The sequence below is a fragment of the Streptomyces sp. NPDC001568 genome (assembly GCF_042893755.1).
Classification (GTDB): domain Bacteria; phylum Actinomycetota; class Actinomycetes; order Streptomycetales; family Streptomycetaceae; genus Streptomyces.
The window spans coordinates 128,677-141,404 of the sequence record NZ_JBIAVF010000020.1 but is presented as its reverse complement, the minus strand read 5'-3'; the positions used below and the strand labels follow the sequence as shown (position 1 = coordinate 141,404).

14 protein-coding genes are annotated in these 12,728 nt (G+C 66.9%); 8 read left to right on the top strand and 6 right to left on the bottom strand.

Translation table 11 applies throughout. From position 1 onward, the window contains the following. Positions 1-493: 493 nt before the first annotated feature. The 3 genes from ACFY0I_RS31825 to ACFY0I_RS31815 are packed head-to-tail and all read right to left on the bottom strand — an operon-like array spanning position 494 to position 1,358. Positions 494-889 (bottom strand): hypothetical protein, encoded by a 396-nt coding sequence (locus tag ACFY0I_RS31825; RefSeq protein WP_388902226.1) that lies wholly within the window; start codon positions 887-889, stop codon positions 494-496. 53 nt (positions 890-942) lie between these two features. Then, the gene (locus ACFY0I_RS31820; protein ID WP_388902224.1) at positions 943-1,140 is read right to left on the bottom strand and encodes a hypothetical protein; all 198 of its coding nucleotides are present in this window, start codon (positions 1,138-1,140) and stop codon (positions 943-945) included. A gap of 23 nt (positions 1,141-1,163) precedes the next feature. Beyond that, the gene (locus tag ACFY0I_RS31815) at positions 1,164-1,358 is read right to left on the bottom strand and encodes a hypothetical protein (RefSeq protein WP_388902222.1); all 195 of its coding nucleotides are present in this window, start codon (positions 1,356-1,358) and stop codon (positions 1,164-1,166) included. A gap of 179 nt (positions 1,359-1,537) precedes the next feature. Between ACFY0I_RS31815 and ACFY0I_RS31810 the strand changes: the two genes are divergently transcribed. The 7 genes from ACFY0I_RS31810 to ACFY0I_RS31780 all read left to right on the top strand — a co-directional run bounded on the left by ACFY0I_RS31810 (position 1,538) and on the right by ACFY0I_RS31780 (position 8,582). Further along, positions 1,538-2,803: an XRE family transcriptional regulator gene (locus ACFY0I_RS31810; protein WP_388902220.1), complete on the top strand. Its 1,266-nt coding sequence runs from the start codon at positions 1,538-1,540 to the stop codon at positions 2,801-2,803. Then, positions 2,800-3,333 carry a GNAT family N-acetyltransferase gene (locus tag ACFY0I_RS31805; RefSeq protein ID WP_388902218.1) on the top strand — a complete coding sequence of 178 codons (534 nt, stop codon included), beginning with the start codon at positions 2,800-2,802 and terminating at the stop codon, positions 3,331-3,333. Before ACFY0I_RS31810 ends, ACFY0I_RS31805 begins: the two co-directional genes overlap by 4 nt. A 331-nt stretch (positions 3,334-3,664) precedes the next feature. Then, positions 3,665-4,180, top strand: coding sequence for a hypothetical protein (locus tag ACFY0I_RS31800; RefSeq protein ID WP_388902216.1), 516 nt, complete (start codon positions 3,665-3,667; stop codon positions 4,178-4,180). Between the two features lie 127 nt (positions 4,181-4,307). Further along, on the top strand, positions 4,308-4,874 hold the full coding sequence (locus ACFY0I_RS31795; RefSeq protein WP_388902214.1) for a Crp/Fnr family transcriptional regulator: 567 nt from the start codon (positions 4,308-4,310) through the stop codon (positions 4,872-4,874). A gap of 104 nt (positions 4,875-4,978) precedes the next feature. Continuing rightward, the gene (locus tag ACFY0I_RS31790; protein ID WP_388902213.1) at positions 4,979-5,803 is read left to right on the top strand and encodes a hypothetical protein; all 825 of its coding nucleotides are present in this window, start codon (positions 4,979-4,981) and stop codon (positions 5,801-5,803) included. Next, positions 5,800-7,815, top strand: a complete 2,016-nt coding sequence (locus ACFY0I_RS31785) for a hypothetical protein (RefSeq protein WP_388902211.1) — start codon at positions 5,800-5,802, stop codon at positions 7,813-7,815. Before ACFY0I_RS31790 ends, ACFY0I_RS31785 begins: the two co-directional genes overlap by 4 nt. A gap of 98 nt (positions 7,816-7,913) precedes the next feature. Then, positions 7,914-8,582, top strand: coding sequence for a hypothetical protein (locus tag ACFY0I_RS31780; protein WP_388902209.1), 669 nt, complete (start codon positions 7,914-7,916; stop codon positions 8,580-8,582). A gap of 962 nt (positions 8,583-9,544) precedes the next feature. Here the strand turns inward: ACFY0I_RS31780 and ACFY0I_RS31775 are convergent. Further along, entirely contained in the window at positions 9,545-9,745 is a 201-nt protein-coding gene (locus ACFY0I_RS31775) for a hypothetical protein (protein WP_388902207.1), read from the bottom strand. Between the two features lie 1,189 nt (positions 9,746-10,934). On the opposite strand from ACFY0I_RS31775, the gene ACFY0I_RS31770 reads away from it, so the two are divergent. Further along, positions 10,935-11,396 (top strand): hypothetical protein, encoded by a 462-nt coding sequence (locus tag ACFY0I_RS31770; protein WP_388902205.1) that lies wholly within the window; start codon positions 10,935-10,937, stop codon positions 11,394-11,396. Positions 11,397-11,599: 203 nt separating this feature from the next. Here the strand turns inward: ACFY0I_RS31770 and ACFY0I_RS31765 are convergent, their stop codons facing one another. Beyond that, entirely contained in the window at positions 11,600-11,896 is a 297-nt protein-coding gene (locus ACFY0I_RS31765) for a hypothetical protein (protein WP_388902203.1), read from the bottom strand. Next, a complete protein-coding gene (locus ACFY0I_RS31760; protein WP_388902201.1) occupies positions 11,893-12,234 on the bottom strand; it encodes a hypothetical protein in 342 nt (113 codons plus the stop codon). The genes ACFY0I_RS31765 and ACFY0I_RS31760 overlap by 4 nt, the downstream gene beginning before the upstream one ends. Positions 12,235-12,728 lie beyond the last annotated feature (494 nt).

Below are 12,728 nucleotides of genomic sequence, written 5' to 3'. Positions count from 1 at the left end.
ACCGAGGATGAAGCTGGTGACAAAGATGATCAGTCGTCACCACATCTCCGGGGTCTCCAGTAGGTCCGCCTGCGGTCGGGGAGCGATGGTGCGGGAAGGCCGGCGGCGGGCAGCACGGTCGTCTACGGGGACCCCGGAGAGGGAGCACCGGTCGATGAGCGTGTAGCCCGTGTGGTCAGCTATGCGACCTCTGGTCACGACGGCGAGCCGACCACAGCCAGTCCCGGGGCATCTCAACGCGTAGAGCCGTTGAGTATCCGGGTCACGGAACACCGGGTGCGGGTATCCGAGATCGGCTACCGAGGGTGTGATGAGGACGATCAGAACCATGGCTTCCGTCTGGGATTGGAGCCTCGCCCGGCCGGGGAGATGGATGGGGTGATCACGGCCGGGGCGAGGGGCTTTCGGTGCTGACCGATTCGGTCGCCGACTACCGGACCGGCCAGGGTCTGCCCCCATCCCGGACCCCTTCCTGACGTCCGGGACAGGGAATCTATGCGGCGACGCGCGCCAAGGGGCGGTAGACCTTGCCGTGCATGGCCATTACCCAGGGGGCATGGGTTCGGAAGATCAGCACCCGCTCGGATCGTCCGCTCGGGGCCCTCATGTCGTCCACCCGGTGGTACCCGCCGTCCAGCGGGATCACGTCTCCGACACGGACATCGGTGGGCGGGCACTCGATCACCTCGAAACCGATCAGGACTTTCGGCCTCCCCGGCCCCGGGCCGTTGGTCCCACCGCGGCCTCGCTCACCGGCCTCACTCGCAGAGCGGTCCTTCACGCAGACGCTCTCCATGGCGGCCCACACGCAGCCCTCGCTGGTCTCCAGCTCCAGGACTCCCCGATGGACCATCTTCACCACGCCCCGCTCGCCGCGCTCGGTGTCCAAGACCCGATCGCCTTTGTGGAAGCGGGGCTCCCTTTCGCGCTGGCTCAACCCTTTCACCTTCTTACCGGCGGCTCGTGGTTCCCGATGACTCGGACCGGCCGGTCACCGACGATGACCTTCGCCTGGTCCTCGTTCGCGTAGTGACAGAGGCGGGCTTCGGTGGTCCAGCTCGTACTTCCCGGCGGACGTACCAGGGTCAGCATCGGGCCGTTCACCTCGTCCACCCGTCCGACTCGGCTCAGTGCGTCCACAACCACGTCTCCTTCCACGAAGGTCACCTCGTGTTCCAAATGGTGAGAATGTGGGCCAGGCGCTCCATGTCGCGGGTGGTCATGCTGGTGAAGCGCCAGCGCCCGGGGAAGTTGGGGTCCTCGAACAGGGCGACGCTCGGCAGGTCGTTCGTGGCGAGAGCGGCCTTCAAGTCAGCGGCAGCCCGTTGCCCGTTCCTCAGCTCCTCGTCCATCGCCATGGTTTTCGCTTCCCACCTCCGTTGATCGCCTCTGGCCTTGTGAGGAACAGATTGGACCGCTGACTGCCTTAGCGACAGGAAGAGTTGATGGCGAAGCCGATAAGCTCGACCGGAAAACTTTGCGCCTCAATTACCAGACCTCTGGCCTCCTACGTGGTGGCCCGACTACTTTGAGCAACATGGGAGAGAACGCCGAACTGAGGGCGGCACTGGCCAAACTCGGCTTCAAGCAGGAAGAGTTAGCAGGTGAGATGAACACCGCGCTCCAACGGCTGACCGGCAAGACCGGTAGTTTCTCGGACCGCACGGTAAGGAACCTGCTGGACGGCTCAACCCGCCGCCCCACCGGCAAGACGCGGATTGCCTTGGAGTCCGTTTTCGGACGCTCGATCGCGGAACTAGGGTTTAGACCACCTAGCTCCGAAGCACTTCGGGAGGACTCCGTGCTCCGTCGCCGCTTTGTCACCGCAACCACCTCCATCGTCGCCTCCAGCGCGATCCCGACCGGATCCTCCCCCTCCCCCAAACGGATCGGGACGCAAGACGTCGAGCGGCTACAGGAGCGGTTCGCAGAGATCATCGCCAGCGATCACCGCCATGGCGGCCAGCGAGACATCGAGGTCAAGGCCGCCGGCATGTCCGGTGAAGCTCTGGCCCTCCAGGAATCGGGAAGCGCCAGTCAGCGCGTCCGCAGCCATCTGCACGCCTCCGCTGCCGCCTTCCGTAGCAGCGCCATGTGGGCCGCGATCGACGGCCGCAGGTACGACGCCGCAATCGCCCACATGCAGGCGGCCCAACACCTTGCCGAGATGTCCAGCGACGCGGCGATCAAGTTCCGGATCTGGAGCCACGCCGGCACCATGTACCGGCACATGGGCCGCCACACCGACGCGGCCGCCGCGAACCAGGTCGCCAGGAACCTGGACCTCAACCGCCGTGACCCCATGTTCGCCTCGCTCGGGCTCGCGCGCCAAGGCGCCATCCACGGTGCCGCTGGGGACAAGAACGCGACACGCAGGGCCTTCCATGACGCCCAGGTCGCGATGGACCGGGCCGACCCGTTGGCCTACCGTCCGGTCTGGATGAACGCCTTCTTCGACCAGGCGGAGCTTCACTCCCTCGCCCTGTCCGCCTACCTGGAGCTGGGTGATCACGCCCGAGCCGAGTACCACGCCCATCAATGCCTGGCGAGCCTGCGCCCGCACATGGCGCGCTCGAAGGCCATCTCCACGTCTCGACTCGCAAGAGCGCAGTTGGAGCAGGGCGATCTGGAGCCCGCGATCAAGACCGCGATGTCGGTGTCCCGTGACGCGGCGATGCAGCACCCTCGGGTGGCCGGGATGCTGCACGTCTTCGGGAAGCGTCTCCAGGCCCTCGCCCCTGCCAGCGCCGAAGCCGCCACCTGGTCTCAGTACGCACTCGACACACGGAAGGCCGGCCTATGACGGGCACGATCACTCTCCAGCGGTACACCGAGCTGGGGGCCGTGAAGAATACGTTCCTGGACCTGTGGGCGGAGGTCCGTGCACCTCTGCTGCACCTCCCGAACTACGCCGTCAGCACCGTCTCGGATCGCCTCGATCGGCATGCCACTGACGAGGGGTTCGAGGTCGTGATCGGCTACGACGGAGACGAGCCGGTTGGCTACGCCTACGGCAACCATGCTGGCCCTCAGGACAGGTACTGGACTCGGATCACACCGTTCCCTGATGATCTGTCACTCCGGGGAAGCGGCTTTGCCCTCAAGGAGCTGGGTGTCCGTCCGGCCTGGCGAGGAACCGGTGCGGCCAAGCGCATCCACGATTACCTACTCGCGGGACGCGAGGAGAAGTACGTGAGCCTGATGGTGAACCCGGAGGCCGGTGATGGGAAGGTCCAGCACCTCTACGAGTCGTGGAACTACACCGCTCTCGGGACGAGCCAGCCGTCCCCAGACTCACCCGTCCTCTTGGCCATGGTTCGAAGCACTGACTGACCCGACAGCTTTACCAGGTCCGACACGGCCCGCGCAGCGGACCAACACGCTCAGGCACGCCGAGTCCTCGAACTGCAGGCAGGTGACGACCCAGCCGGAGGAGGCGCTGCACCTGGCGGAGGAGTACGAGGTGTCACGAACGCCTTGTCGAATACGCCGATGTCGGCCGACAGCGTCGAGGCCGCCACAGTGACCGACAGATCGGTGTCAGCCGCCAACCGGTGACGTGTGACGGACGACGCCGGTGCGGAGCCCGTTGATGTGCACAAGACTGCAGGAGAAGCGAGCACAGTCGGAGGCATCGATGCGTGCACGTGGATGAGGGGGTTCCGTGGAGCCGGCTGAGGAGCGTTCAGGGACAGAGAGTCCGGACAAGGTGAGGCGGCTGCAGGGCGTCGCTGCCGTGATGGTGGTCGAGCTCCAGCGTGCGGATGGGAAGGCGACTGCCGTGTGCGGCGCCGCAGGGGGATTCCTGACAGCCGTCGTGGCGTTATTCGCCGCCCTTGAAGACGCGCCGCGGTGCTCGGTCGTCGCGCTGTTGGTAGCGTCGGTCTTGCTGGCAGTCGCGGTGGGCGTGGCGCTGTGGGCTCTTCGTCCGGTGCTTCCGCAGGTCGGTTCGCCTGAAGCATTGCTCGGCGTGCGGCGGGGGTCCGATATCGGGCCCGTGATCGCGTCGATCGGCGGGTTGACTGTCGTGGAGCAGCTGCGTCTGGAGGAGGCCCGGTTGGCTGTGCTCACCTGTCTGGCGCGGCGCAAGTTTCAGGCTGTTTGCGTGGCGGTGGATCTGGTTGTCGCTGGGCTGGCGATGGCCGGATTGGGACTGTTGTTGCTGCACGTGATGCGCTGAGAACATCCAGTCAGGACGGACGGTACCTGGGGGGTCTGTGTATCAGCCGCATGTCACGGTGTTCGGTGAGTCGTTGTGGTCTCGGCTGAGAGATCTCGCACCCCGGAGAGTCCGACCGGCTCGCAGTGTGCTGCTGCGGCAGGGCGATCCCGCAACGCATGTGATTCTGATGGATTCGGGTTCCACGCTGGTCACCCTGGCAGGCGGGAACGGGGAACGGACGCTGCTGGCGGTTCGGGGAGCCGGCGAGCTGCTGGGTGAGCTGGCGGTGCTGGACTCGCAACCGCGCACCGCGTCGGTGATCGCAGCCGAGACATGCCACGTGCACATCATTCCGGCTCCGGATTTCCTCGCTTTCGTGGACGAACACACGCTGCTGGCTCCGTTGCTGCGCCACGCCATCGCCCGCGTGCGGGAAGCGGAGGCCGTACGCCTGGAGATGGCCACCGCACCGGTGGCGGTGCGTCTGGCTTCGGCACTGGGCCGTTTGCTGCAGGCGGCCTCCGGGGAGGGCGGTGACTACGTCGTCCGCCTGACGCAGCTCGAGCTGTCGCAATTGATCGGCGCGTCCCGTAATGCCGTAGGAGCGGCCCTCAAGCCATGGCGCGAGCGGGAATGGCTCGCCACCGAGGCCGCTGGCGGCCTGATCATCCGCGATATCCAATCGATCCGCACGCACTCGGCCACCCAGTAGTGATCGACAGCACGGTCGAGATGCCCACTGCTGGGCACCACCGTGCGACCGACGCGGCCAGCATGGGGCCATCCGATCGTTTCTACCAGGAAGGCCGATGCCGCATGATCTCCGCTGTCGCACCGGACGCGGACGATGTCCCTCAGGAATACGCCCTGTTGGTGATCGACATGAAGGACTACAGCAAGATCCCCGAGGCGAAGATGGCTCCCACTCTGGCCGATCTGGAGTCCATTTTGTCCACCGTTTTCGAGCAGTGCGGAATCAACGACGTCGCCACCCTCGACAACGCGGTCAAGGACCGCGGCGACGGGTCCATCTATCTGCTGCCCGCCCGACACGCGGCCAGGCTCGTCGACCCGTTCCTGGGCCACCTCAAACTGGCTCTGGAACGCCGGGAACAGAGCCGCCTGGCGAGTTCCCCTTCCATCCGGCTGCGAGCGAGCGTCCACGTCGGCCCTCTCGTCCTCCCCGACCATCGCGGTGACGCCGCGGTCGACGCCTGCCGTCTCGTCGAGAGCGTGGCCGTCCGCCGCGCCATGGACGCCGCCCTCGACAATGACCTGCCCCTGGCCGCTGCCGTGTCGGCCCCGGTCTTCGACCGCTCCGTCCTCGCCCAACGCACCAAGACGCTGAAGCCCCGGGACTTCCATGAAGCCACAGCGCTCGTGAACGGCAAGCCCGGGTTCAAGGAACCGTGCTGGCTCCACGTTCCGGGACTCGTGCCGTCCATCATCGACTCCTACTGCAACGCCGACAGCAACACCTCGTCGAGCGACCGGAGCAACCCCGAACGCCAGAACCGGACGGACGACGGCCCGGCGCCGGAGAAACCGGCAGTTCCCGCGGGAGGGCAGAGCGCCAAAGCCAAGGGCAAGGCACGGATCGTGCAGGTCGGCGGGAACTACCGGGGGCAGGGGGAAGCATGAGCTTCGGAGGTGAGGGCTATGGAACGCCGCCGAGCCAGAAGGCACAAGCGTCGGACAACGCCAACGTGACGCAGGTCGGCGGGAACTACACAAGGCACATCCACCGCTACGAGCGGAGCTGGCAGTACCTGCGCGGAGTCAGTGTCGATGCGGCCGAACTGAATCTCGCCGAGCACGCGTTCGTCGACGTCGCCGGTGCCGGCGGGAGCGGAAGGGCATCACTGGCCGCCGGCAGGCTGACGAGCCCACACGAGCGAAGCCACACCCTGGTTCTGTGCGGCCAGGCGGGCACGGGGCGACGGACCACCGCGCTCCACATCCTGCTCAAGGCAGGCGTGCCCAAGGAGCGGATCAGCTGGCTGGTCTTGGACTGGGACCAACCGCGTAGCGAGCAGATCCCCCACACCCCGGGGCACGGCTTCATCCTGGATCTGACGTCATCCGGTCGGTTGGACGACGACTTCTACACAGGGCTCACCGACTATCAGAAGGCCGCACGGGCAGACGAGGCCTTCCTCGTCATTCTGGCCGATGAGCACTCCTGGAACCCCAGGACGCTGACCACCGTGCCCACGACACACCTGGTCCGGCCGCCGGCTCAGCAGGTCGCCGCGGCGCACCTTCGCCATCGCGCGAACGGACGAGTGGACTGGCTGGCGAGTCCCCCGCTCGACACCCTTCTCACCGAAGCCTCTCACGCGTCCGAGGCCGCCCGCCTGGCCGGCCTCATCGCCGGGGCCGACCAGGACGGCAAGGATGCGGTCAAGCAGCAGTTCACCGAATGGCACACGCACCTCGAGGAGTGGTTCGAGGAGCACTCGGCCGAGGATGACCTGCGCGAGCGAGCCCTGCTGATGGCCGCGGCCCTGTTGGAGAACACACCCCCCGCGACCGTATTGGGAGCGGCGGACAAGCTCTTCGAGGAAGTCGGCGGTACCCCGCGACCCGGCGGGGCGCTGGCCGGCCGCGACCTGTCGGCGCGCCTGGGCGCCATCAAGGCCACCATGGTCGGCGAGGAGTGCCTTTCGCTCGACGACGAACGGCACGGGCTGTCCGAGGCGGTTCTGAAGTACGTGTGGCAACAGCGACCGCAACTGCGCGGTGTACTGCTGGAATGGGCTTCGCAGATCAGCGCCCCGAACGGAATCGCCGTACGCCATCTCGGCCGCATCGCCGAACGGCTGGTGCAGCTGTCCCTGCTGCCGGGCGGCTCGACGGTACAGAGAGTGATGAGCGGGTGGATCGAAACCGGCCGCACCGGACACCGCCAGCTTGCCATCGGCGTCCTGGAGACGATGGCTCTCCACCCCGAGACGGGACCCGGTGTCCGCAGGCTGCTCTACCAATGGGCACAGAACAAGAACATCAGCGGGGAACTGGCCTCGGCCGTGGCCGAGATCTGCTCCGGCCGGCTCGGTCAGAGGTACCCGCGCGTGGCCCTGACCCGACTGCGCATCCTCGCATCACGCACCGACGATCTGGCCGGCGAGTCGGTCGCCAAGGCGGTGAGGACATTGGCGAAGGCACCGGAGCAGCGCCTCCCGGTGCTGTCGGAGATCATTCAATGGGCCGAGTCCGGGGAAAGTGCGACACGCAAGGCCGGAACCACCAGCTTCCTGGCGCTGACCGACATCACCGACAACGCTCTCGTGCCCTCGGCACCCGAGCCCGCCGACGACCCCACAGCCGACATGACCGACCAGCTCTTCGTCCGGGGGTGGCGGGCCGCTTTGGAAGAACCCTCGACAGCGGCAGCAGCCCACACCCGACTTGCCGACTGGCTGAACTCCCCCGCGCTGCCCGACACCCTGCTCATGCCGATCGCCGAGGCAGTACTGAGCGGGCGCCTCCACGGGGTGGGAGCAGCGGACCTCCTGGTGGGCACTTCCAGCACCCCGGACCTGGGCCGAACACGGCGCAAGACACTGTTCCACCGCCTGATCGATGAACAGACACCCCCCGCGGCCACCGCTTCCACCCCCGGTGAAGACATCCACCCGCCGCAGACGTGACCTTCCGGCGCTGGCTCCGCCGCCCACCCACACCTCTCTCATCGGGTGCAGCCGAAGCCCAGGAGGACTCCCATCCGCTCGCCCTACGGGACGAGCGGATGGCAAGCCGCCTCAAGGCCGTGCACTTCACCGTCCGCATCAACGGCACCTGGCGCCGCACAGAAACTGATTCACCAGAGCTCCAGGACCCCGCGGCCACAGCCCGGGACCACCTGCGCCGGCACACCGCGAAGGTCCTGCGAGCGCACTCCATTCTCGATCTCGCCGCTGCCCAAGATGCCGTCAACGCCGACCTGGGCCGATGGAGTTGTGCCGCGCCGGGACTGACGTGCAGCGGCAGCGCACTCTTAAACGCCATGCCCCACGACCGTCACCTGGCCCAAGAACATGCTCTCCGGCAGCAGACATTGATCCTGGCACACGAGGAGGAACTCGACCGCCTGGCTCGCCTACAGGGCGTACTGGCAGACCCTGACCTGCGCCGAGTGTGGTGGATCGACCGGTTCCCCGAACGCAGCGACGCCCTCGCGACGCTCACCACCGCTCTGAATGATCTACGGCCTCCCGACAAGGCAGGGAGCGACGGCATCCGCGGCGACATCCTGCGCTTCACCGAACAACTCATCACCGACCTCCACACGCCCCAACAACGCGAAATCTTCCTCAAGGCCCTCATCCAAACCCTGCGGACGCTCGGCCATCACAGCCTCAAAGACGCTGCCGACCACTGGCGCACCCCACCCGAGACCGGGAGCACACCTCTGTGAACATCCGCAGCACACGCTGGCTTCTCGCACCGGTACGACAGCACCGCAGCCTCCAGCTCGTGAAACGCCACGGGCCCTCACTGCCATACGACACCGCATGGGCCCTCATCACCCTGCACACCGCACCCGCCGAAAAACTGCTGGTCCACGTATGGGCCCGCAAGAACCCGGACAGAACACCCGGCATCCATTACGACCGCTGGAGCGATCTGAACGAGAAGGAACAGAGGCGGCGCCAAAGGTGGCTGCGACGCCACAACCGATCCCCCATCCAGCTCCTGGACCTGGAAGCCGATCTCGTCCTCAGCACGGGCCTTCACGTCCTCGACTGGGGCCCACCGTCACGGCCCCGAGCGCCTAAAGTTCCGACACCACAACCCCGTCCAGACGACAAAACACAGGCATGACGTCGCAGACGCCATCAGAAAGCCCGCACGGCACCGACCCCGCTCGCCGAACGGATTCCGCAACAGCAGAGGAGGAGCCCTCGGGTCACCTTGCGACCGTTCTGTCATGGTGAGCGGTCGAATATCCTGCAGGAGTCAGGTAGACAGACGTCAGGTTTCGGCATTGCGAGCACCTCCAGCAGGGACACGTCCCAGGTGGCCCATCGGATGAGTCGAAACCTGGACGAAGCGGATTTCGTGAGCCGTCGCAAGCGGGTGGGCCGGCCCAGTAGAGGACTTGTTCGCGACGGTTACGAAGGAATGGGCCTTGTGCACGAGGCGAGCGGTTCCGTAGGCGCAGCTCCTCGCGCGGCACCGAGCCTTTCCTCGCGGCCGCCCATCACGGCTCGTACAGTCGCAGCGCGGCCGTCGATCTCGATCTTCTACCTCCCGATGGCCGACGGACGCCAGGTCCGCGTCGACATCCAAGTCCAGGCCAACGCGGCGCAAGGGTTCGAGGAACCACACCCACGACCGTTCATGCCCGCCCGACATCCCGGCCCGGGACCGTGGCCGTCAGGTCAGGACCGCGGCCAGGGCTCCGGTGATGGCGGCGACCAAGGTCAGAAAGGCCGCGAACGCGGCGGCGGCGCGCAAGCACGCAGCCGGGTATGTGGCGCCGTCGAGGCGGGCGAGTTTCGCCGCTGCCGCGGCAGCCATGAAGGCGGCAATGGTGATCAGGCAGACGGCAAGGAGAATCGCGGTCAGAGCATGCATGTAGAGCTCCCCGAAGAGGTGATGGGCTAATGCAGCGAGCCTCTCGAATCGGGTGTGCAGCAGGGTTCGGGCGGACGCTTCGGCTTCCGGTTCAAGACCGCTGCAAGGCCATGAGCGCCTCACTGCACGAAGACGCTGCTGCCAGCGAGTCGAGCTTCTTCGCGCAACGACCCGGGGATCCGTGACAGCCACCGGGACCTCGCGCGTGTAGGTGCAACACGGGATGCAACAGCGGTCTGGAAACTCCAGTCGACCTAAAGCGCCAGGTCAGGAGCGCAATACACCTCGGGGTTGCACCGCGCTGTTGCAGCGCTAGACCGGGCCCCCCGCCAGTCGCGCGCCAACCATCCAAGAACCCGCCGAGGACGCGGCGCTGCTGTTCCTCGCAGGCGATCTGCTGCGCGAGGATGTCGCGGTCGATGTACGGGTCGACGGCGGCCAAGACCAGGCGCCTAAGCTCGTCCGACTCCAGTGCCTCCACTTCCCACTGGACCGGGCGCTCGATGTCGAAGCCGTAGCGGCGGGCGAAGGCAGGCCACCGCGGGTCGCCGAGCTTGCCCGGCGGCCGGCTCCCACAACGGGCGGGCACGGCCGGTGCCGTCGCAGTGGAAGCACCGGCCGCCCCCGGGCGTGCTGCGGGCCCCGATGGTGCCGACGGCGGCGCAGGAGCCTGGTGAGGCCGTCGACGTGGGCCGGGTGCAGGGCGAGTTCGTGGCGCTTGCCGACCATGACCTCCAGTGCGACCCCGGGCCCGGCGAAGCCCAGTTCCGCGGTGACGCCGTGGGTGACCGTACGGATGAGGTCGTGGAGATGGCTCATCGTCTCCATCCCGGACAGCTCGACCCGTACAGTGAAGACCAACCTGCGTAGCCCCGTCCGCCCACCAAGAAACCTCGGGCCACCCGCTCACCCATCCCATAACTGCGCAGATCAAGTGAGAAACACCGGGGCCGCACCCAACCAGTCAACCTGCGAATCCCCACCTCAGAAGGCCGACGCCTGCTCAGATCCATTGGTCAGCGACAGGAGCTGTCTCGTCTCCACCGATGCGGCCCGCATCTCAAGCGACCTGCTCCGATCCGCCTTCGGTCTCAGTCGACCGGGTTCAGCGACGGAGGGCCATGATGGAATCGCCGAAGTCGGCGTCCTGGGGTACTGGCCAACGCATTCCGTGCGTAGTGTCCAGGCCATGATCATCCTGAAGTGTCTGCTCATCGGACTGGGCCTCCTGTGCCTGCCTGTTGTCTGGTTCTGTCGGTCGCTCTTCCTCGGCTCGACGTCGGGTGTAAGGGAGTTCAAAGAGCTGGAGGACATGGGCATAGAGAGCCACGCGCGTCTGACGTACCTGGAGCCGTTCGGCACCCGCGGCTACGCCAGTGCCGTGTACGAGATCGAGGTGCCGGGCGGTGACAACGTCCGCAAGGAGACGGGTGTGACGGTCACCCCCGACCTGGTGATCGGTGACGCTTATCCGATCGTTCGTCACCACCAGCTTCCAACCCGGTCGTATGTGGGCACCATGGAAGAGGTCGTCGACTGGCGCAAGACCCATGAGAGAGCTGCGGCAGGGGCCAAGCGCCTCGGCCGCATCGCAGCCGCACTAGCCGTCGCGTCCCTCGCGAGTGGTGTCCTGATCATTGCCTTGCTGTGACGCCGGTCGTCAGATGGCAGTGCACGTTTTCCGCTGAGCACCGTAGTCGACCTGACGGGCCGATTACGGCGCTAGGTCACAGCCGGCGACCCAGATCCGGTATCAGGTCAGCACGCCGGAACCGGACCAAATCAGCCGAGAACAAGGTTCGGCATCCACCACCGCCGAACCACATCGGATGAGAATCCGACTCGCACGGCGTCTCAAATGATCTGGTCGCCGCAGGTCACGGCCCGAGTCGCGAACCAGAGCCGTTGAGATCCGGACTGGAGCCCGCGCGGACACGGGTTGACCGTCGACGGCACCACGCCTACCGGCGTCCAGGAGCAGCGCCAGATCGGCAAGCGACATGCGTGCAGGGTCGCGGGCAGGGCACGGCAGATCCGGGTCCCAGGCGGCGACGAGGGGGGGTCGACGTGCTCGTCGCGCTCGCCCGGACCGAACAGGTAGGCCAGCAGATCGGCGGTGGTCGAACCCGTCTCCGCCTTCTTCGGCATCACGACCGGCGGCGCCTCTCCCGCATCACCGCGACCGTCGCCGCGTCGAGGCGGGCCACCGCTTTCAGGGTCTCCTCCACGGTCGCGGCCGACTCCGGAAGATCGGCCACAGGCGGGCCGGCGGCGGCCACGGCGCGGAGCGCGGAAACGGTCTCCCGCAGGTGGACCCGAGCCTGGACCAGCTCCCGCAGTACATCGGCGGCGTCCCGGGAGACCGGCACCAGCACGTGCTGCGCGACCGCCATCACCTGGCGCCCCGCCCACGACGCGGGCGACATCCCCTCCCGCCCCGCGGCCAGCCGGACGACCTCCAGCTCCGCGTCGTTGAACGATAGATTCACCCGCCGAGCACGCGGCGCGGACGCCAGCCGCTCACGCCGTCGGCTCCCACCGGAAGACCCATCAATACCCATCGACAACCGCTCCCGGATAACACCCGTCGGCCCGTCGAATACGTCGGACCCTTCGGGTCCAGTCAGCCCGTACTGTTCCAGTACGTACTAACTGGCTGCCAATTTCTAATGCCTGAAAAATGGTGCAGGACCGTGCGCCCGCGAGCCGGGAAACCAGGCACGCCAACACCGGGCACCACCCAAACCAACGACCCCACACCGCCGCGCCGACGCTCCACACCCCCGCGCCACACCCCCACCCCGCCACCACCCCGAACCCCACCCCACCCACCAACAAAGAAGCGACGACCACCCCCGTCTGAAGCTCCACCACCGACTGGTCTCGTACCGCAGTGTCACGACTGCGGTACGCACCTTCACGATCACGGCGGGGTGATGCGGGAGAGCGCGAGAGGGCAGCCGCCCTCTCGCCATCGGACTCG

Coding starts and splice junctions, on each gene's coding strand:
- ACFY0I_RS31775 (WP_388902207.1), bottom strand. CDS start 9,745: ATGCATGCTCTGACCGCGATTCTCCTTGCCGTCTGCCTGATCACCATT.
- ACFY0I_RS31785 (WP_388902211.1), top strand. CDS start 5,800: ATGAGCTTCGGAGGTGAGGGCTATGGAACGCCGCCGAGCCAGAAGGCA.
- ACFY0I_RS31770 (WP_388902205.1), top strand. CDS start 10,935: ATGATCATCCTGAAGTGTCTGCTCATCGGACTGGGCCTCCTGTGCCTG.
- ACFY0I_RS31780 (WP_388902209.1), top strand. CDS start 7,914: ATGGCAAGCCGCCTCAAGGCCGTGCACTTCACCGTCCGCATCAACGGC.
- ACFY0I_RS31810 (WP_388902220.1), top strand. CDS start 1,538: ATGGGAGAGAACGCCGAACTGAGGGCGGCACTGGCCAAACTCGGCTTC.
- ACFY0I_RS31815 (WP_388902222.1), bottom strand. CDS start 1,358: ATGGCGATGGACGAGGAGCTGAGGAACGGGCAACGGGCTGCCGCTGAC.
- ACFY0I_RS31805 (WP_388902218.1), top strand. CDS start 2,800: ATGACGGGCACGATCACTCTCCAGCGGTACACCGAGCTGGGGGCCGTG.
- ACFY0I_RS31790 (WP_388902213.1), top strand. CDS start 4,979: ATGATCTCCGCTGTCGCACCGGACGCGGACGATGTCCCTCAGGAATAC.